This is a genomic window from Pseudomonas sp. 210_17 TE3656, assembly GCF_054821965.1.
On the sequence record NZ_JBTRBC010000001.1, the window covers coordinates 3,049,472 to 3,068,781 of the forward strand.

The 19,310-nt window shown below is 61.3% G+C and carries 14 protein-coding genes and 1 pseudogene; 7 read left to right on the forward strand and 8 right to left on the reverse strand.

Annotated features, from left to right (window positions below):
* Window positions 1–98 precede the first annotated feature (98 nt).
* The gene (gene fdhA, locus ACVI9W_RS14295; RefSeq protein ID WP_028942224.1) at window positions 99–1,298 is read left to right on the forward strand and encodes a formaldehyde dehydrogenase, glutathione-independent; all 1,200 of its coding nucleotides are present in this window, start codon (window positions 99–101) and stop codon (window positions 1,296–1,298) included.
* A gap of 73 nt (window positions 1,299–1,371) precedes the next feature.
* On the opposite strand, the gene ACVI9W_RS14300 is transcribed toward fdhA, so the two are convergent.
* On the reverse strand, window positions 1,372–1,827 hold the full coding sequence (locus ACVI9W_RS14300; RefSeq protein WP_461530341.1) for an REP-associated tyrosine transposase: 456 nt from the start codon (window positions 1,825–1,827) through the stop codon (window positions 1,372–1,374).
* 493 nt (window positions 1,828–2,320) lie between these two features.
* Here ACVI9W_RS14300 and ACVI9W_RS14305 point away from each other — a divergent pair.
* Window positions 2,321–2,626, forward strand: a pseudogene (locus ACVI9W_RS14305) (DUF3077 domain-containing protein).
* Window positions 2,627–2,767: 141 nt separating this feature from the next.
* Window positions 2,768–3,334, forward strand: coding sequence for a DUF2780 domain-containing protein (locus ACVI9W_RS14310; protein WP_461530342.1), 567 nt, complete (start codon window positions 2,768–2,770; stop codon window positions 3,332–3,334).
* Between the two features lie 6 nt (window positions 3,335–3,340).
* Here the strand turns inward: ACVI9W_RS14310 and ACVI9W_RS14315 are convergent, their stop codons facing one another.
* Together ACVI9W_RS14315 and ACVI9W_RS14320 are read right to left on the reverse strand one after the other, a co-directional pair.
* On the reverse strand, window positions 3,341–4,705 hold the full coding sequence (locus ACVI9W_RS14315) for an APC family permease (RefSeq protein ID WP_038605867.1): 1,365 nt from the start codon (window positions 4,703–4,705) through the stop codon (window positions 3,341–3,343).
* Window positions 4,706–4,808: 103 nt separating this feature from the next.
* Window positions 4,809–5,711 (reverse strand): acyltransferase, encoded by a 903-nt coding sequence (locus ACVI9W_RS14320; RefSeq protein ID WP_342623978.1) that lies wholly within the window; start codon window positions 5,709–5,711, stop codon window positions 4,809–4,811.
* 181 nt (window positions 5,712–5,892) lie between these two features.
* On the opposite strand from ACVI9W_RS14320, the gene rloA2 reads away from it, so the two are divergent.
* From rloA2 to creD, 4 genes are all read left to right on the forward strand, one after another.
* On the forward strand, window positions 5,893–6,396 hold the full coding sequence (gene rloA2, locus ACVI9W_RS14325) for a retropepsin-like aspartic peptidase RloA2 (RefSeq protein WP_038605873.1): 504 nt from the start codon (window positions 5,893–5,895) through the stop codon (window positions 6,394–6,396).
* A 161-nt stretch (window positions 6,397–6,557) separates the two neighbouring features.
* Window positions 6,558–7,238 (forward strand): two-component system response regulator CreB, encoded by a 681-nt coding sequence (gene creB / locus ACVI9W_RS14330; protein WP_157190878.1) that lies wholly within the window; start codon window positions 6,558–6,560, stop codon window positions 7,236–7,238.
* On the forward strand, window positions 7,238–8,671 hold the full coding sequence (gene creC, locus ACVI9W_RS14335; protein ID WP_461530343.1) for a two-component system sensor histidine kinase CreC: 1,434 nt from the start codon (window positions 7,238–7,240) through the stop codon (window positions 8,669–8,671). The genes creB and creC overlap by 1 nt, the downstream gene beginning before the upstream one ends.
* A 95-nt stretch (window positions 8,672–8,766) precedes the next feature.
* On the forward strand, window positions 8,767–10,101 hold the full coding sequence (creD, locus tag ACVI9W_RS14340) for a cell envelope integrity protein CreD (RefSeq protein ID WP_461530344.1): 1,335 nt from the start codon (window positions 8,767–8,769) through the stop codon (window positions 10,099–10,101).
* A gap of 172 nt (window positions 10,102–10,273) precedes the next feature.
* Here creD and ACVI9W_RS14345 read toward each other — a convergent pair whose 3' ends face one another.
* The 5 genes from ACVI9W_RS14345 to aceE form a co-directional block, all read right to left on the reverse strand.
* Complete coding sequence (locus tag ACVI9W_RS14345; RefSeq protein ID WP_461530345.1) at window positions 10,274–10,906, reverse strand: glutathione S-transferase; 633 nt, start codon at window positions 10,904–10,906, stop codon at window positions 10,274–10,276.
* A gap of 9 nt (window positions 10,907–10,915) precedes the next feature.
* Window positions 10,916–11,581 (reverse strand): peptide-methionine (S)-S-oxide reductase MsrA, encoded by a 666-nt coding sequence (msrA, locus tag ACVI9W_RS14350; RefSeq protein ID WP_461530346.1) that lies wholly within the window; start codon window positions 11,579–11,581, stop codon window positions 10,916–10,918.
* A gap of 69 nt (window positions 11,582–11,650) precedes the next feature.
* A complete protein-coding gene (locus tag ACVI9W_RS14355) occupies window positions 11,651–14,344 on the reverse strand; it encodes a putative bifunctional diguanylate cyclase/phosphodiesterase (protein WP_461530347.1) in 2,694 nt (897 codons plus the stop codon).
* A 318-nt stretch (window positions 14,345–14,662) separates the two neighbouring features.
* Window positions 14,663–16,291, reverse strand: a complete 1,629-nt coding sequence (gene aceF, locus ACVI9W_RS14360) for a dihydrolipoyllysine-residue acetyltransferase (RefSeq protein WP_038605891.1) — start codon at window positions 16,289–16,291, stop codon at window positions 14,663–14,665.
* Window positions 16,292–16,304: 13 nt separating this feature from the next.
* On the reverse strand, window positions 16,305–18,950 hold the full coding sequence (gene aceE, locus ACVI9W_RS14365; RefSeq protein ID WP_038605894.1) for a pyruvate dehydrogenase (acetyl-transferring), homodimeric type: 2,646 nt from the start codon (window positions 18,948–18,950) through the stop codon (window positions 16,305–16,307).
* Window positions 18,951–19,310 lie beyond the last annotated feature (360 nt).

Consider the following 19,310-nt stretch of genomic DNA (forward strand, 5'->3'; position numbering starts at 1 on the left):
GGCCCTCAAGATCAAAACAGATTCCAGTAACACAGCGCCGCCCCCGGGCAGCGCACTTTGCACCGCTACATAACAACAAACTTTAGCGAGGTAAAAGCATGTCTGGTAATCGTGGTGTGGTGTATCTCGGCGCCGGCAAGGTCGAGGTGCAGAAGATTGACTACCCGAAAATGCAGGATCCGCGTGGCAAGAAGATCGAGCACGGGGTGATCCTCAGGGTGGTCTCCACCAACATCTGTGGCTCCGACCAGCACATGGTCCGTGGCCGTACCACGGCCCAGGTCGGCCTGGTGCTGGGCCATGAAATCACCGGCGAGGTGATCGAAAAAGGCCGCGACGTGGAAAACCTGCAGATCGGCGATCTGGTCTCGGTGCCGTTCAACGTCGCCTGTGGCCGCTGCCGCTCCTGCAAGGAACAACACACCGGCGTCTGCCTGACGGTCAACCCGGCCCGTGCCGGTGGTGCCTACGGCTATGTCGACATGGGCGACTGGACCGGTGGTCAGGCCGAATACGTGCTGGTGCCTTACGCCGATTTCAACCTGCTGAAACTGCCCAACCGCGACAAGGCCATGGAGAAAATCCGCGACCTGACCTGCCTCTCCGACATTCTTCCGACCGGCTATCACGGTGCGGTAACGGCCGGGGTTGGCCCGGGCAGTTCGGTGTACATCGCCGGTGCCGGCCCTGTGGGCCTGGCTGCGGCGGCTTCGGCACGTTTGCTAGGGGCCGCAGTGGTAATCGTCGGTGACGTCAACCCGGTGCGTCTGGCGCACGCCAAGGCCCAGGGCTTTGAAATTGCCGACCTGTCCCAGGACACCCCGCTGCACGAACAGATCGCCAACCTGCTGGGCGAGCCGGAAGTAGACTGTGCGGTGGATGCCGTAGGCTTCGAAGCCCGTGGTCATGGCCATGCCGGTGCCAAGCACGAAGCACCGGCTACCGTACTCAACTCGCTGATGGGCGTGGTCCGCGTTGCCGGCAAGATCGGCATTCCCGGCCTGTATGTCACTGAAGATCCGGGTGCGGTGGATGCCGCAGCGAAGATCGGTAGCCTGAGCATCCGCTTCGGTCTGGGTTGGGCCAAGTCGCACAGCTTCCACACCGGGCAAACTCCAGTGATGAAGTACAACCGTCAGCTGATGCAGGCGATCATGTGGGACCGCATCAACATTGCCGAAGTGGTGGGCGTGCAGGTGATCAGCCTGGATCAGGCGCCTGAAGGGTATGGCGAGTTTGATGCCGGGGTGCCGAAGAAATTCGTTATCGATCCGCACAAGCTGTTTAGCGCGGCGTAAGGACATCGCGGGGCAAGCCCGCTCCCACCGGATTTTGAGAACCCGGTGGGAGCGGGCTTGCCCCGCGATGCTGTTAAAGCCAGACCGCATCCCAATGCGGATAATCCCCAAGCTTGGTTACCAGCCCAGCCCTCAGCGGATTGGCCACCACATAGCGCGCCACCACCCGCACCTTTTCTTCCCGCCGCAACGCATGATCATGATATCCAGGCTGCCACAGCTTGCCCTGCAGCGTGCCTTGCTTGTACAGCGCACAACGGCTGCGGGATTTGAACCGGCGCATCAGGCAGGCCAGTGAGCCATGCTGCAGTTCAATCAGCCAGTGCACATGATCCGGCATTATCACCCAGGCCAGAGTACGTGCGGCGCCATCAATTTGTGCCTGCTGGAACTGTGCCGGAATACAGCGGGCGGCCTGGAAACTCTCGAATATCGGTTCTCGATTGCGAGTAATGCTGGTCAGCAGGTAATAGCGGCCGGGCTCGGAGAAGCGGCCGCGGCGCAGGCGGTGGGAGGCGGGACTGTCCATGTCGTGGCTCCTTGAAAGATGAATTTTCAAGGTAGTTGTCGAGCGGTGGAGGCACCCGACCAAACTGGATCTCAATGTTGCCAATGGCAATTGGAAGCAACCCCCCGGTGGGAGCGGGCTTGCCCCGCGATAGCGGTTTGTCAGTCACATCGCATCGCGGGGCAAGCCCGCTCCCACCGGCCGTTGCAGTTACTTCTGGATGTTTCCAGGCTGGTCAATTCCGGTCCTAGGAAATACCCTACCGCGTCTGTCGATCCCCGTCTGATTGCCCTCGGAAACCAGTCCTTCTAGGCTCCGTCGGTCGCTGTCAGTTCAGCGATCGGGTGTGGAAACCCGGTAATCACACGTTAGTCGCCCTTGTTATGGCGGCTGTGCGCGGGAGGCTTTCGAGCCTGCCGGGTTTACCGTGTGTCCCGGTTTTCCACCTCGCGTACAGCTGCCACCATTTCGTGTGGAAACAAAATGGTGCAGCCAAATTACACGCGGAGGCTGCATGAAAAAGATCGTTCCCGATCCACCTGATTCTTTGTCCCCCACCCTCGACAAACCCTTCGGCGATTGCCCTGCCGGTCACCCGCAACTCTTCTCCGTCAATGCTGGCATCGCTCCGCATGACGCGCTGGTGCATATCTCGCTGTATCTGCGTTGCGCCTAGGACACGGCGAATCAATCTTTCGATGGTATCGATGAGTCGGCCAAGGGCTTTCTCTGGTCCACCCTGCATTCGGTGGAGATGGCCAAGGGGCTGGTGGAGGCTTTGCTTGATGCTCTGGAGAATCGGGAGTTGAGTCCGCTTTGACAACATCGCGGGGCAAGCCCGCTCCCACCGGTGGGAGCGGGCTTGCCCCGCGAAGAGGCCATCACTGCCCACGGAACATTCCCCCACCTCCACAGTCCAACCCTCGTTTCCCCCCGCCTTTACGGCTGACGAGGTCCCTTCATGAAACGTTTCGCACTGGTCACCCTGATGACCCTGGCTGCCAGCCCGGTGTTTGCCTTCAACCTCAGCGATGCGGCCAACGCCGTTTCCGCCATGCAAGGCAACAAGGACGGCGCTGCAGTGCAGGCGCCAGCCGCCTCGGCGAATCTGCTCAACACCCTCGGTAGCGAGCTGAAAATCACCCCGGAACAAGCCATCGGTGGCACCGGCGCCTTGCTCGGCCTGGCCCGTAATCAACTCAGCAGCACGGACTACGAACAACTGAGCAAAGCCGTACCGGGCCTTGATCTGCTCTCTGGCGAAAACGCCTTGGGCGGCTTGAGCGGGCTGGGTGAGCTGCTCGGTAACAGTGGCAATTCGTCGGCCCTGAGCAATGCCCTGGGCGGCAACGTCAAAGACACCAATGACCTGAACAACGCCTTCAGTGCCCTGGGTATGGACATCGGCATGATCGGCCAGTTTGCCCCGCTGATCTTGCAGTACCTCGGTCAGCAGGGCGTTACCGGTTCGCTGTTGCAGAGCCTCGGCGGCTTGTGGGGCGCGCCGGCTACAGTGCCCTCGGTTTAACGGCGCTTAGGCTGCTTCGGAGAAATTCACCGTGCGCACCGGGCGGCGGAATCCGCCCGTCAGCACCATCAGGTAGCCCAGGCCCAGGCCGAACCAGCTCAGGCCGATGGTCAGGGTCATCGCCGACAGGCTGGTCCACAGCCACAGGGTCAGGCTCATGCCCACCAGCGGGATCAGGCCATAACGCAGCAACCCGGCCAGGTTGCGCTGGCAGGTGTCGCTGATCAGGTGGGTGCGGATCACCGCCAGGTTCACCGCCGAGAACGCCACCAGTGCGCCAAAGCTGATCAGCGATGCCAGGGTGGCGAGGTCGATCACCAGCGCCAGCAGCGAAAACGCCGAGACCACCAGGGTAGCGGTGACCGGTGTGCCGAAGCGTGGTGAGAGGGTGGCGAACCAGCGTTGTGGCAAGACCTTGTCACGGCCCATGGTGTAGAGAATCCGCGATACCGCCGCTTGCGAAGCCAGGGCCGAACCGAGGCTGCCGGCGACGAATGCAGCGGTGAAGAAGTTGGCCAGGAACTGGCCGCCAGCCTTGAACATGACCTCGTTGGCGGCCGCGTCGGTATTGGCGAAATGGCTGCCTGGCAGCACCAGCTGGCTGATATAGGCCAGCAGGGTGAACAGCAGGCCAGCGCCGAGGGTGGTGAGGATGATCGCCCGTGGCACGTTACGTTCCGGGTCTTTGGTTTCCTCGGCCAGGGTCGACACGGCATCGAAGCCGAGGAACGACAGGCACAGCACCGCCGCTCCCGCCATCAGATGACTGAAGCCCGGCTGGGTGCCATCGCCGAGAAAAGGTGAGAGCACATCGACCGGTTGCCCGCCGCCCAGGGTTTTCAGCGACAGCGCGACGAATACGCCGATGAAAATGATCTGCGCGCCGACAATCAGGTTGCTGGCCTTGGCCACCGAGTTGATGCCGACGACGTTGAGCACGGTAACCAGGGCGATCGACGCGAGGATGATGGTCCAGACCGGGATGCTCGGGAAGGCGATGTTCAGGAACAGGCCAATGAGCAGGTAATTGATCATCGGCAGGAACAGGTAGTCGAGCAGCAGCGACCAGCCGGCGAGAAAGCCGATGCTCGGCCCGAATGCCAGGTTGGTGTAGGAGTAGGCCGAGCCGGCAACCGGAAAGCGCCGGACCATGAAGCTGTAGGACGTGGCCGTGAAGAGCATGGCCAGCAGGGTGACCAGGTAGGCGCCGGCGGTGCGTCCCCCGGTGAGTTCGGTGACGATGCCGTAAGTGGTGAAAATGGTCAGCGGGACCATATACACCAGCCCGAAGAACACCAGGGCGGGAAGCCCGAGGACGCGGCGCAGTTGAGCGGAATCTGCCTGGGCAGCATTGCTGGATTGGTTGGCCATTGATCGATCCTGGCTTTTTTGTAGTTGTTAGTTGATCGATTTTTATCCAGTTAATCCGCCAATAGCAAAGAAGATTCCCTTATCTTGATTATTAACGCAGATTTTAATCGGCTATCGCAGGGGCCAGCTCCGCCCGCAATGCTTCAATCCGCTGATCTTTGTCGCGCCACAGCTGGTTGACCCAGTCCTGCACGGTCTGGCGCAACAGCGGATCGTTTTCGTAGTCGCCCTCCCACAGCGCCGGGTCCAGTTCGTGCACCTGGATGTCGATGATCACCTTCGGCACAGCGCCACTGAGCAGGTCCCAGAAGCCCGGCGCCTTGTCACCGGGGTAGACGATGGTGACGTCAAGCAGGGCATCGAGCTGTTCGCCCAGCGCCGCCAGCACAAAGGCGACACCACCGGCCTTGGGTTTGAGCAGGTGCTTGTAGGGTGACTGCTGGGCCACACGCTTGGCTTCGGTGAAGCGCGTGCCTTCAAGGTAATTGACCACGGTCACCGGCTGGCGCTTGAACAACTCGCAGGCGGCCTTGGTGATTTCCAGGTCCTGGCCTTTGAGCTCCGGATGTTTGTCGAGAAACGCTTTGCTGTAGCGCTTCATGAACGGGTAATCCAGCGCCCACCAGGCCAGGCCCAGCAGTGGCACCCAGATCAGTTCTTTTTTCAGGAAGAACTTGAAGAAGGGGATACGCCGGTTGAGCACCTGGATCAGCGCCGGGATATCGACCCAGCTCTGGTGGTTGCTGATGGCCAGGTAGGATGTGTCCAGGCGCAGGTCATCGGCACCGCGCACGTCCCACACCGTGGGGATGCACAGACGGAAAATCAGTTTGTCGATTTCAGACCAGGTTTCGGCGATCCACATCACCGTCCATGAGGCGTAGTCACGGTAACGGCCGGGCAGGACCAGTTTGAGCAGGGCAAAGACCAGCAGCGGGCCGATCAGGACCAGGGTGTTGAGCAGCAACAGCAAGGTCACAAGAATGCCCGTCAGTAAGCGGCGCATAAGAAAGCTCTTATATTCAAGTAAGCGGCCGGCAATGATAAGCAGCCTGTCGGCATACGCCAAATGCTCAGGTCTGCTCGACTGGGACAAATGTTTCACATTGTGTTGAATAAGCTATTAACGCGAACCTATCCTGCCTTCGCAGTCTAAACACTGTCTTATCTCAAGGAAGCGGATCCCTGTGAAATCTGTACTTGCACTGCTGTCGCTGCTGGCCCTTCCGGTGATGGCTGCCGAGCCGACCCTGTATGGCCGCTACGAATACATCACGCTGCCGGAGTTTGGCGGTGAAACCCTCAAGGCGAAAATGGACACCGGGGCGCTGACCGCGTCGTTGTCGGCCAAAGACATCGAGCTTTTTACCCGTGATGGCGAAGAGTGGGTACGTTTCCGCCTGGCGACCAAGGACTCCAGCGGCAAGGTTTACGAACACAAGCTGGCGCGCATCAGCAAGATCAAGAACCGCGCCGATGAAGATGAAGACGGCGAGGGAGCGGAGATCAGCAAGCGACCGGTGGTGGACCTTGAGCTGTGCCTGGGCGACGTCAAGCGTACCGTTGAAGTCAACCTGACCGACCGCAGCAGCTTCAACTATCCACTGCTGATCGGTGCCAAGGCCTTGCGTGAGTTCAAGGCGGCGGTGAACCCGGCGCGACGCTTCACGGCGGGCAAGCCTGAGTGCTGATACCTGGTGGGAGCGGGCTTGCCCCGCGATTGCGGTTTCTCAGTCGCATCGCATCGCGGGGCAAGCCCGCTCCCACCGGAGGGGAAAACATCCTATGGGCCTTGCCAGACCCCTGAGAATCTCCTACAAGATGCAACACTCCAGTGCCAGGCCCGGACGCCATGCCCCACATACTCATTGTCGAAGACGAAGCGGCCATTGCCGACACCCTGATTTTTGCCTTGCAGGGTGATGGCCACAGCACAGAGTGGGTGACTCTGGGCAGTGCTGCGCTCGATCAGCAGCGTCAGCGGCCAGCCGATCTGATCATCCTCGATATCGGTCTGCCGGATATCAGCGGCTTCGAAACCTGCCGCCAGCTCCGGCGTTTCAGCGACGTGCCGGTGATGTTCCTCAGTGCCCGCGACGGTGAAATCGACCGCGTGGTGGGCCTGGAAATCGGCGCCGACGACTATGTGGTCAAGCCCTTCAGCCCGCGCGAAGTCGCGGCACGGGTACGGGCAATCCTCAAGCGCATGGCACCGCGTGCGGAGCCGGTGAGCGCACCGCTGCTGTTCCAGGTCGATACCCTGCGCATGCAGATCAGCTATCGCGGCCAAGCCCTGAGCCTGACCCGCCACGAATTCCGGTTGTTGCAGAGCCTGCTGGAGCAACCCGAGCGGGTGTTCAGCCGCGAGCAACTGCTCGATGCCGTCGGCGTGCCCGCCGACGCAGGCTATGAACGCAGCATCGACAGTCATATCAAGAGCCTGCGTGCCAAGCTGCGCCAGGTGGCCGCCGATGCCGAGCCGATCCAGACTCACCGTGGCCTGGGTTACAGCTACAGCCCGAGCCACAGCTGATGCGCCTGGGCATCCGCATCTTCCTGGTCTACTTCCTGTTTGTCGGGCTGACCGGCTACTTCATTCTCAGCACCGTGCGAGAAGAGATCCGTCCCGGTGTGCGCCAGTCCACCGAGGAAACCCTGGTGGACACCGCCAACCTGCTCGCCGAAATCCTTCACGACGACGTCAAGGCCGGCACCCTCGGCCAGAGCCGTTTGCCGCAGGTGTTGCGGGCCTATGGCCAGCGCCAGCCGAATGCCGATATCTGGGGGCTGTCGAAGAATCAGGTCAACCATCGCATCTATGTCACCGATGCCAAGGGCATTGTCCTGCTCGACTCCAGTGGTGCGGCGGTGGGCCAGGACTATTCCCGCTGGAACGACGTCTACCTGACCCTGCGCGGTGAGTATGGCGCACGTTCGACCCGCAGCGACGCGGAGGATCCCGAGTCGTCAGTGATGCACGTCGCCGCGCCGATTCTTGATGAAGGCAAGATTATCGGCGTGGTCACCGTGGCCAAGCCGAACAAGTCATTGCAGCCGTATATCGATCGCTCCGAGCAGCGTTTGCTGTACCTGGGACTGGGCCTGATCGGCCTGGGCTTGCTGGTCGGTGCCGCGCTGTCCTGGTGGCTGGCCCGTTCGCTACGACGCCTGACCCATTACGCCCAGGCTGTCAGCGAAGGAGAGCGCACCGCGCTGCCGCACTATCGCGGCGGTGAGCTGGGGCAACTGGCGGCGGCGGTGGAGCGTATGCGCACCCAGCTGGAAGGCAAGGACTATGTCGAGCGCTACGTTCACACTCTGACCCATGAGCTGAAGAGCCCGCTGGCGGCCATTCGCGGCGCATCGGAGCTGCTCCAGGAGCCGATGCCGGAGGCACAGCGTCAGCGCTTTGCCGACAACATCGAGAGCGAAAGTGCGCGCATGCAGCAGTTGATCGAGCGCCTGCTCAACCTGGCGCAGGTCGAACAGCTGCAAACCCTTGAAGAACAGCAGCACGTGTCGTTGGCAGCCCTGGTCGATGAGCTGTTGCTGGCCCAGAGTGCGCGGATCGAAAGCAACGGTCTGCAGGTGCGCCAACGTGTACCGGCGAGTACTCGCCTGCTGTGTGAGCCGTTCCTCATGCGCCAGGCCATCGCCAACCTGCTGGACAACGCCCTGGACTTCACCCCGCCCGGCGGCAAGCTGGTGTTCGAACTGGAGAGGCAGGCTACACGTGTGGCCCTGAGCCTGTTCAACCAGGGCGAGGCGATTCCCGACTATGCCCTGGGGCGGGTGAGCGAGCGCTTCTATTCGTTGCCGCGGCCGCTTAGCGGGCGCAAGAGTACCGGGCTGGGGCTGAACTTTGTCGAGGAAGTGATGCAGCTGCATGGCGGGTCGCTGGAAGTTGCCAACGTCGAAGACGGTGTACGCGTGCGCTTGTGGCTGCCCGCCAAACGCCTGGACTGAAACTTCACACACTTTGCACGCAAGCTCCACACATCTCCCCAAACACTCCATTTTGATTGCGCAGACTCTGCCCATCGAAACTGGAGTGTTGCCCCATGAGTCGAACCTTGAGTCTGAAACTTGGCACCATCGCCTTGCTGATTGTGCTGTTGCTGATCCCGCTGTTCATGATCGGCGGCCTGATTGGCGAGCGTCAGCAATTGCGTGACAACGTCGTACAGGACATCGCCCAGAGCGCGAGTTTCAGCCAGCAGATCAGCGGCCCGGTACTGGTGGTGCCGTATCGCAAGACCGAACGAAGCTGGAAGACCGAAGAGGGCAAAACCTTCGTGGAAACCAAGCAAGTCAGTGGTCACCTGTATTTTCTGCCAGAAACCTTCGAACTGAAGTCGGGCATCGACACCGAACTGCGTTCGCGAGGGATTTACCAGGCGCGGCTGTTTCATGCGGATAACCACATCAGTGGCCAGTTCAAAGTGCCGGCGAATTGGGGCATTAACCAGGACCTTGAGGATTATCGCTTCGAGCCAGCCTTTCTTGCGGTCGGCATCAGTGATATCCGCGGTATCGAAAAGGGCCTGCAATTACAGTTCAATGACCAGCGCCTGGACTTCCAGGCCGGCACCGGCCTGAGCTGGCTGGGTGGTGGTGTGCACGTGCCCCTGGACCGCCTCGACGGCAAGGCAGAAACCCTGTTCGACTATGCCTTCGATCTCAGCTTGCAGGGCACTGGTCAGCTGTATGTGCTGCCGGTTGGCCGCAGCACCAGTGTCAGCATGGCGGCTAACTGGCCGCACCCAAGCTTTGTCGGCAACTACCTGCCCAGCAGCCGCAAGGTGGACGCGGGTGGCTTCTCGGCGCGCTGGCAGACGTCGTTCTTTTCTACCAACCTGGAAGACGCCCTGAGCCAATGTGCGGTCAACGCCAGTTGCGCGGATTTCCGCGACCGCGCCTTCGGGGTCAGCTTTGTCGACCCGGTGGATCAGTACCTCAAGAGCGAGCGGGCGATCAAGTATGCGTTGTTGTTCATCGCCCTGACCTTTGCTGGCTTCTTCCTCTTCGAGATTCTCAAGAACCTCAGCGTGCACCCGATTCAATATGCTCTGGTGGGTGCGGCCCTGGCGTTGTTCTACCTGCTGTTGCTGTCGCTGTCCGAGCATCTGGGTTTTGGCCTTGCCTATCTGCTGTCTGCCGGAGCCTGTGTACTGCTGATCGGTTTCTATCTGTCTCATGTGCTGCACAGCCTGTTGCGCGCCATGGGCTTTGCCCTCGGGCTGGCGGTGCTCTACGGCATGCTCTACGGGCTGCTCAGCGCCGAGGACTATGCCTTGTTGATGGGTTCGCTGCTGCTGTTCGGGCTGTTGGGTGTGTTCATGGTCCTGACCCGGCGACTGGACTGGTACAGCGTTGGTCAGGGGAAACTGCAATGAGCGGCTTGCGCGAGGAGCGGCATCTGGGAATGGTGTTGGCACGGGGTATTGCCAATGTGTGGACGGCAGAGGTCAGTGTGGGAGCCGGCCTTGCCGGCGATGAAATCGCTGCGGTGTCAGCTAGTGCGCGGCGTCTGCATCGCTGGCAAGGCCAGCTCCCACAGGGGTTGAATCAGGTTAGCGAAGGATCCGTCGCCTGCATCGACGCCCGCTGACTGACCTCGGCATACCAGGCCGCGAGCTTCGGCTGCTGTTCACGCCAGCCGAGGCCCGGCATGCGCAGATCAAGGTAGCCCAGGGCACAGGCCACACCGATGGCGGCGATGTCGAACGCCGCGCTCAGCTCGGCAATATGCTCCTGCTCAAAGCTGGCCAGGCCGCGGCGGATCTTGTCCTGTTGGGCTTCGATCCAGCTGTCCCAGCGTTTATCTTGCGGGCGCAGGAAGGTTTCGTAACGGGTCAGCACCGCGGCGTCCATGACCGCATCGGCCAGCGAGGCGAGGGTCAGGCGATGCCAGCGCGACCAGCCTTCCCTGGGGATCAGCGGGTTGCCAACATGCTGCAGGTCGAGGTATTCGCAGATCACCCGGCTGTCGTGCAGCACGTTGCCGTCAGCCAGGCGCAAGGCCGGGATTTTCCCGGCCGGGTTGCCCTGGTTGAGTTCGGCAACCGGGCTGACCGGCGTCAGGTTGACGCTCTGCAGTGCCACGCGCCCGGTCTGCCCGGTCTCGTGCAGCACCACCATGACCTTGCGTACGAAGGGCGAAGCCGGCGAGTAGTACAGGATCATGCTCGGTGCGGACATGTCGAACCCTCAGTTGCCTTGCAGGCTGGGCGGCAGGCAGACACCGGTGCCACCGATACCGCAGTAGCCGTCAGGGTTTTTCGCCAGGTACTGCTGGTGATAGGCCTCGGCGAAGTAGACGGTCGGCGCCTGGTCGATCTCGGTGGTTATCTCGCCGAAGCCGGCTTTGGTCAGTTCAGCCTGGTAGGCCTGTTTGCTGGCCTGAGCCTGTTCCAGTTGTTCGGGGCTGGTGCAGTAGATTACCGAGCGGTACTGGGTGCCGATGTCGTTGCCCTGGCGCATGCCCTGGGTCGGGTTGTGCAGTTCCCAGAACATCGCCAGCAGTTCCTGGTAGCTGACCTTGTCCTTGTCGAATACCACCAGCACCACTTCGGTGTGGCCGGTCAGGCCCGAGCAGACTTCTTCGTAGGTCGGGTTGGGGGTAAAGCCGCCGGCATAGCCAACCACGGTGCTGACCACGCCTTCACGTTGCCAGAAGCGCCGTTCGGCACCCCAGAAGCAACCCAGGCCAAAGATCGCAAAGTCGACGTTCTCGAAGAACGGCCCGAGCAGTGGGGTGTCTTTGAAGACAAAGTGCTTCTCGGGCAGGGTCATCGGGGTTTCGCGGCCAGGCAGGGCCTGTTCCGCAGTAGGCAGGACGTTTTTGTTCACCAGGATTTCCGAGCGCAGGACCATGAACCCATTCCTCTTCAAAGTAGGACGATAAGGGATAGAGTCGTAGTGTGCCCGAGTGTTACGCCGCTGTCAGGCGCTTGGGCCACGCGGATAACGCTTGAGTTTGTTGACCAGATCGGCCCCCGGAATCGGGCGGTCGAACAGATAGCCCTGGCCGACGTCGCAGCGGTGACGACGCAAGAACGCCAGCTGTTCGGCGGTTTCGATGCCTTCGGCGACCACCTGGAGCTTGAGGTTGTGGGCCATGGCGATCACCGCCGAGGTGATTTCCATGTCGTCCTGGTTGTCGGGGATTTCATGAATGAAGCTGCGGTCGATCTTGATGATATCGATCGGAAACTTTTTCAGGTAACTGAGCGAGGAATAGCCGGTGCCGAAATCGTCCATGGCCAAGGTCAGCCCCAGCTGCTTGAGCTGGTCGAGCTGGCGATGGGTGTCTTCGGTGGCTTCGAGCAGCAGGCCTTCAGTCAGTTCCAGCTCCAGCAGATGGGGCGGCAGGGCTTCTTCCTTGAGGATGTTGGCGATCGAGGCAACCAGCTCGGGATCGGAAAACTGCTTGGGTGACAGGTTGATCGCCACCTGCAGGTCGCCCAGCCCTTCAGTGCGCAACTGCTGGCTCATGCGGCAGGCCTGGCGGGCGATCCACTTGCCGATCGGGATGATCAGCCCGGTTTCCTCGGCAACGCTGATGAACTGATCCGGGCGGATCATGCCCTTGTCCGGATGGTTCCAGCGCAGCAGGGCTTCCAGGCCCAGCAGACGGCCGCTGCGCAAGCACAGCTTGGGCTGGTAGAACACATCCAGCTCGTTCTGGGTCAGGGCGCGGCGCAGGTTATTTTCGACGAACAGCTTGTAGCTGGCTTCGGCATTCAGGGCTTCGGTGAACACCTGGGCCTGGTGTTTGCCGTTGGCTTTGGCCTTGTGCAGGGCCAGGCCTGCGTTTTTCATCAGGGTCTGCGGGTCGCGGCCATGCAGCGGGGCACAGGCCAGGCCCACGGAGCCGGTGACGTTGATCAGCTGGTTGTCGACGAACAGCGGTTTGTCGAGGGTCCTGAGCAGTTGCTGGGCAATCTGCTTGCCGTCTTTGAGGTCGGTGTCTTCGAGCAGGACGGCGAACTCGTTACTGGCAAAGCGCGCCAGGCTGCCGCCGGCGCTGAGGCTGTTGCGCAGGCGCCGGGCCAGGCTGATCAGCAGCTTGTCGCCGGTCTGGTGGCCGAGGCTGTCGTTGATCCGCTTGAAGTTGTCGATGTCCACCAGCAGCAGGCAGATCGGGCTGTCGCTGTCGCGGGCGAAGCGTTCGTCAAGGTTGCGGATGAACGCCGGCCGGTTGCCCAGGCTGGTCAGGTTGTCGGTGTAGGCCAGGCGTTCGATGCGCTGCTGCGCCAGCTTGCTCTGGGTGATGTCTTCGTAGATGCCGATGTAGTGGGTCAGTTCGCGGTTGTCACCGTAGACCTTGGAGATCGACAGCTGCCCCCAGTAGGGCTCGAGGTTCTTGCGCCGACTCTTGAATTCGCCCTGCCAGCTGTTGCCCATGGCCAGGCTCGAAGGGGCGTCGAACAACAGCTCACTGAGGTTTTCCAGGGCCGGTAGCTCGGAGAGGCGATGGCCATGGACCTCCTCAGTACTGTACTGGGTGATGGCGGTGAAACTCGGGTTGACGTACTCGACCACACCATCGCGGTTGACCAGCAAAAAGGCGTTGGCACTCTGCTCGACAGCACGCTGGAACAGATGCAAGGCGTTGGTGGCGGTACGCCGGTTGTGGTTGTTGATGACCTGGGCGAACTGATCGGCGAGCTCGCCGGCAAAGGCAATTTCATCCGACTGCCAGGCCCGCGCCGAGCCAGTGTGTTCCAGGCAGAGCACGCCGACCACCTGGCCATCGATGCGGATACTGGCATCGAGCATGGCGTTGATATCGCGCGGGCGCAGGCTTTCAGCCATTTCCCGGGTGCGCGGATCGTGACTGGCGTTGTGGGCGTCAATGGCGCGGCTGGTGTGCAGGGCGTCGAGGTAGTCGGGAAAGCAGCTGGCGTCGATGGGATCGGGCAGGTGGTATTCCTGGCTCTCGCGGTAGTATGCGGAGATAGGCTCCAGGCGCTGCCCTTCCAGGTACCAGATGCTCGCACATTCGATCTTGTAGATCTCACAAGCGCTGCGGGTGATCAGCTCGGCGGCTTCGAGCAGCGAGTTGCTGGCGCTGTAGCGATGACGGGCGAGGTGCAGGATCAGCTCCTGCTGGGCGCGCACTCGCTCCAGATGCTCAAGTTGTTCCTGCTGTGCCTGCTGGTTGAGCTGCAGGGCGATCTGCAGGCGGTTGTTGCGGGTTTCCAGGTCGGCGGCGCTGAGGTCCGGGCCGTCACCGGGCTGGGTGTCGATGACCATCAGGTAGCCGCGCAGCAACTGGCGGTTGTGCTGCTTGTAGGCCTCACCGAGTTCCAGCAGGTGCAGCGGTCCTTGAGCGGTGTGCAGGGTGTAGCGCACCAGGTAGTGCGGGCGCTGGCCCAGCTGCAGTTGGATGGCGTCATGCAGTTTGTAGCGAGCCTCGGGCTCCATCAGGCTGGCGTAGGGCGAGCCGACCAGGGCGCAGAGCTCGACCGCGGCCAGGCCGAACTGGCGTTCGCAGGCGGGGTCGAGGTACAGCAGGGCCCAACTGGCTTCATTCAGCCGTTCGAAACGCAGCATGCCGAGCCGCGAAGGCACGGGCAATTGCGTCACGACCTCGGCCACCATACGGCTGGCGGCATCGGGTTGGCTTTTCATTGAGGGCTCGCTTCAAGAAGGCTGTTCGCGAAGATAGCGCAATCTGCTGCTACGCGTTTGGGCAAGGTTGCATCATGCGCTTGAGGCTGACAAGCCTGCATCTACTGTGTCGGCACCCAAGCGTGAATCTTAAACCCGGTGGGAGCGGGCTTGCCCCGCGATTGCGGTTTGTCAGTCACATCGCATCGCGGGGCAAGCCCGCTCCCACCGGGAATCGCAGACAAAAAAAGCCCCGCCAAAGTGGCGGGGTTGAGGTACGAGCGTGGCAGCTCGAAAAGGGAGCCTGTCTCCCTCGGCAGAGGGAGACAGGAAACAGCATTACAGCAGCATGGTGCGGATGTCGGTCAGCAGGTCGCCCAGGCGCTTGGTGAAGCGCGCGGCAGCTGCACCGTTGATCACGCGGTGATCGTAGGACAGCGACAGCGGCAGCATCAGCTTCGGCTGGAAGGCTTTGCCGTCCCAGACTGGCTGGATGGTGGCCTTGGAAACACCGAGGATCGCCACTTCCGGCGCGTTGACGATCGGCGTGAAGCCGGTGCCGCCAATGTGACCGAGGCTGGAGATGGTGAAGCAGGCGCCCTGCATGTCGTCTGCCGAGAGCTTTTTGGTCCGGGCTTTTTCAGCCAGGGCCGCCGCTTCGCCAGCCAGTTGCAGCAGGCTCTTCTGGTCGACGTTCTTGATCACCGGGACCAGCAGGCCATCCGGGGTGTCTACGGCGAAACCGACGTTGACGTACTTCTTGCGGATGATCGCTTTGCCGCTAGGCGCCAGCGAGCTGTTGAAGTCCGGCAGTTCCTTGAGCAGGTGGGCGCAGGCCTTGAGCAGCAGCGGCAGGACGGTCAGCTTGACGCCGGCCTTCTCTGCAACGGCTTTCTGCGCAACGCGGAAGGCTTCCAGCTCAGTGATGTCGGCCGAGTCGAACTGGGTCACGTGAGGCACGTTCAGCCAGCTGCGATGCAGGTTGGTAGCACCCATCTGCATCAGGCGAGTCATCGGCACTTCTTCGATTTCACCGAAGCGGCTGAAGTCGACTTCCGGAATCGGCGGGATGCCTGCACCACCGGTTGCACCGGCGGCCGGGGCTTCCTTGGCCTTCTGCATCATGGCCTTGACGTAAACCTGCACGTCTTCCTTGAGGATACGACCGTGCGGGCCGGTGGCCGCTACCGCGCTCAGCTCGACGCCGAACTCACGGGCCAGCTGACGCACGGCAGGGCCGGCGTGAACCTTGGCACCGTTGGCTGCGGCAGGGGCGGCAACCGGTGCGGCGGCTGGGGCAGCCGGCGCAGGTGCAGGTGCGGCTGCAGCAGCAGGAGCAGCTGGCGCCGGAGCGGCAGCGGCAGGTGCTGGAGCGGCAGCCGGTGCAGCACCGGCAACTTTCAGCTTGAGGATCAGGTCGCCGGTACCGACTTCGTCGTCCAGCTTGGCAATCACGGCTTCGACCACGCCAGCGGCTGGAGACGGAATCTCCATCGAGGCTTTGTCCGATTCCAGGGTGATCAGCGACTGGTCGGCTTCGACGGTATCGCCGACCTTGACCAGTACTTCGATGATCTTGGCTTTGCCCGAGGAGCCGATGTCCGGAACGTGGATGTCCTGAACCGTGGCAGCCGCCGGGGCAGCTGCCGGAGCAGGAGCAGCCTCTGCAACCGGAGCGGCAGCAGGAGCCGCGGCAGCCGGTGCAGCAGCCGGAGCCTCAGGCGCCGCAGCGGCGCCCTCGACTTCCAGTTCCATCAGCTCGTCACCTTCTTTCAGGCGGTCGCCGAGTTTGACCTTCAGCGACTTGATCACACCGGCCTTGGGGGCCGGGATCTCCATGGAGGCCTTGTCGGACTCCAGGGTCAGCAGGCTCTGGTCAGCCTCGATACGGTCGCCGACTTTGACGAACAGCTCAATGATTTCACCTTCACCGCTGCCGATGTCAGGTACGCGAATGAGTTCGCTCACTTAAAAATACTCCTCAGCAGTCCAGTGGGTTGCGTTTGTCCGGGTCGATACCGAACTTGGCGATGGCGTCGGCCACAACCTTGGGTTCGATCTCGCCACGGTCAGCCAAGGCTTCCAGTGCAGCCAGCACGACGAAGTGACGGTCGACTTCGAAGAAGTGACGCAGCTTCTTGCGGCTGTCGCTGCGACCGAAACCGTCGGTACCCAGGACTTTGAACTCTTTGCTCGGTACCCACTGGCGAATCTGTTCGGCGAACAGCTTCATGTAGTCGGTAGAGGCGATGACCGGGCCCTTACGGCCAGCCAGGCACTCTTCGATGTAGGTGATCTGTGGCTTCTGACCAGGCTTGAGACGGTTGCTGCGCTCTACGGCCAGGCCGTCGCGACGCAGTTCGTTGAAGCTGGTGACGCTCCAGACGTCGGCACCGACGTTGAACTCTTCACGCAGGATCTTCGCCGCTTCACGCACTTCACGCAGGATGGTGCCGGAGCCCATCAGCTGAACGTGGTGCGCCGCTTCGCGGGTGTCTTCCTCGAGCAGGTACATGCCCTTGATGATGCCTTCCTCGGCGCCGGCAGGGATCGCTGGCTGGGTGTAGGCTTCGTTCATCACGGTGATGTAGTAGAAGACGTCCTGTTGCTCTTCGGTCATCTTCTTCATGCCGTCCTGAATGATCACCGCCAGCTCGTAGCCGTAGGTCGGATCATAGGTGCGGCAGTTCGGGATGGTCGCGGCCAGCATGTGGCTGTGACCGTCTTCGTGCTGCAGGCCTTCACCGTTGAGGGTGGTACGGCCGGCGGTACCGCCGATCAGGAAGCCACGGGTACGGCTGTCGCCAGCGGCCCAGGCCAGGTCACCGATACGCTGGAAGCCGAACATCGAGTAGAAGATGTAGAACGGCAGCATCGGCTGGTTGTGGTTCGAGTACGAAGTACCGGCAGCGATGAAGGAGGACATGGCGCCCGCTTCGTTGATGCCTTCTTCGAGGATCTGACCTTTCTTGTCTTCGCGGTAGAACATCACCTGGTCTTTATCGACTGGCTCGTAGAGCTGGCCGACGGACGAGTAGATGCCCAGCTGGCGGAACATGCCTTCCATGCCGAAGGTACGGGCTTCGTCCGGGATGATCGGCACGATGCGCTGGCCGATTTCCTTGTCCTTGACCAGCTGCGCGAGGATCCGCACGAAGGCCATGGTGGTGGAGATTTCGCGGTCGCCCGAGCCGTCGAGGATTGCCTTGAGGGTTTCCAGTGGCGGAGTCGGGATGTTGAAGCTCTGCGCGCGGCGCTGCGGCACGAAACCGCCCAGGGCAGTGCGGCGCTCGCTCAGGTAGCGGGCTTCGGCGCTGTCGGGCTCTGGCTTGAAGAACGGCAGGTTCTCCAGATCTTCGTCCTTGACCGGGATGTCGAAGCGGTCACGGAACAGCTTCAGGCTGTCGACGTCGACTTTCTTGGTGTTGTGCGCGGTGTTTTTCGCTTCGCCGGCACCGGTGCCATAACCCTTGATGGTCTTGGCCAGGATGACGGTCGGTTGCTCTTTGTGGTTGACCGCTTCGTGGTACGCCGCGTAGACCTTGTACGGGTCGTGGCCGCCACGGTTGAGCTTCCAGATCTCGTCGTCAGACAGGTCGGCAACCATCGCCTTGAGCTCAGGCGTGTTGAAGAAGTGCTCGCGCACGAACGCGCCGTCTTTGGCTTTGTAGTTCTGGTACTCGCCGTCGATGACTTCGTCCATGCGACGTTGCAGGATACCGTCGACGTCCTTGGCCAGCAGCGGGTCCCAGAAACGGCCCCAGATGACTTTGGTCACGTTCCACTGTGCACCGCGGAATACGCCTTCGAGTTCCTGGATGATCTTGCCGTTGCCGCGAACCGGGCCATCGAGGCGCTGCAGGTTGCAGTTGATGACGAAGATCAGGTTGTCGAGCTTCTCGCGGCCAGCCAGCGAGATTGCACCCAGCGATTCCGGCTCGTCGCACTCGCCATCGCCCAGGAAACACCAGACTTTCTGCTTGCCTGGCTGGATGTAACCACGGTGCTCCAGGTACTTCATGAAGCGTGCCTGGTAGATGGCCTGGATCGGGCCCAGACCCATCGAAACGGTCGGGAACTGCCAGAAGTCAGGCATCAGCCAAGGGTGCGGGTAGGACGACAGGCCCTTGCCGTCGACTTCCTGACGGAAGTTGTTCATCTGCTCTTCGGTGATGCGGCCTTCCATGAACGCGCGGGCATAGACGCCTGGCGAGGTGTGGCCCTGGAAGTAGATCAGGTCGCCGCCGTGCTCGTCGGTCGGGGCCTGGAAGAAGTAGTTGAAGCCGATGTCATACAGGGTGGCACTGGAGGCGAAGCTCGAAATGTGGCCGCCCAGGTCCGAGTCTTTCAGGTTGGTGCGCATCACCATGGCCAGCGCGTTCCAACGCACCAACGAGCGAATGCGGCGTTCCATGAACAGGTCGCCAGGCATGCGTGCTTCGTGGGTGACAGGGATGGTGTTGCGGTATGGCGTGGTGATGGCATATGGCAGCTGGGAGCCACTACGGGTGGCCAGCTCGCCCATACGGGTCATCAGATAGTGAGCGCGGTCTTCGCCTTCTTTGTCGAGAACCGACTCCAGGGCGTCCAGCCATTCCTGGGTTTCGACGGGATCGAGGTCTTGCATGGCTTGCTCCAGGGCGGAAAGGCTTCCAGAATCGGTTGCCTGAGTTTGCGACTGGCCTTTTGGGCAGACGACATGAAATTCTTGGATTACCGGAGAGTGTACCGGCGTTGTGTAGTTTTACTACAAATGAATCACCATTTCATGCTTTTGAAGTGAAGAAGCAGTAGTAAAACTACAGAAAAATGGCTCATGGCCTCTGTTCAGGTTGTGAGAAAAATCGATACCGGTAGTTAAAAACAAGTTAAGAAAAGGTTTGCTGCGATGGTTTCTGCCAGAGAATCAGATTTTTCAGCTATTTCTAACTTTTGTATGACAGTCCAACCGTGGTCAGGCTTCCCTGGTCCGCTCGCTGCCAATCTT

What these genes read in the sequence shown, in the direction of transcription:
- fdhA (WP_028942224.1), top strand. Translation starts at nt 99, where the DNA reads ATGTCTGGTAATCGTGGTGTGGTGTATCTCGGCGCCGGCAAGGTCGAG.
- ACVI9W_RS14300 (WP_461530341.1), bottom strand. Translation starts at nt 1,827, where the DNA reads ATGGACAGTCCCGCCTCCCACCGCCTGCGCCGCGGCCGCTTCTCCGAG.
- ACVI9W_RS14310 (WP_461530342.1), top strand. Translation starts at nt 2,768, where the DNA reads ATGAAACGTTTCGCACTGGTCACCCTGATGACCCTGGCTGCCAGCCCG.
- ACVI9W_RS14315 (WP_038605867.1), bottom strand. Translation starts at nt 4,705, where the DNA reads ATGGCCAACCAATCCAGCAATGCTGCCCAGGCAGATTCCGCTCAACTG.
- ACVI9W_RS14320 (WP_342623978.1), bottom strand. Translation starts at nt 5,711, where the DNA reads ATGCGCCGCTTACTGACGGGCATTCTTGTGACCTTGCTGTTGCTGCTC.
- creB (WP_157190878.1), top strand. Translation starts at nt 6,558, where the DNA reads ATGCCCCACATACTCATTGTCGAAGACGAAGCGGCCATTGCCGACACC.
- creC (WP_461530343.1), top strand. Translation starts at nt 7,238, where the DNA reads ATGCGCCTGGGCATCCGCATCTTCCTGGTCTACTTCCTGTTTGTCGGG.
- creD (WP_461530344.1), top strand. Translation starts at nt 8,767, where the DNA reads ATGAGTCGAACCTTGAGTCTGAAACTTGGCACCATCGCCTTGCTGATT.
- ACVI9W_RS14345 (WP_461530345.1), bottom strand. Translation starts at nt 10,906, where the DNA reads ATGTCCGCACCGAGCATGATCCTGTACTACTCGCCGGCTTCGCCCTTC.
- msrA (WP_461530346.1), bottom strand. Translation starts at nt 11,581, where the DNA reads ATGGTCCTGCGCTCGGAAATCCTGGTGAACAAAAACGTCCTGCCTACT.
- ACVI9W_RS14355 (WP_461530347.1), bottom strand. Translation starts at nt 14,344, where the DNA reads ATGAAAAGCCAACCCGATGCCGCCAGCCGTATGGTGGCCGAGGTCGTG.
- aceE (WP_038605894.1), bottom strand. Translation starts at nt 18,950, where the DNA reads ATGCAAGACCTCGATCCCGTCGAAACCCAGGAATGGCTGGACGCCCTG.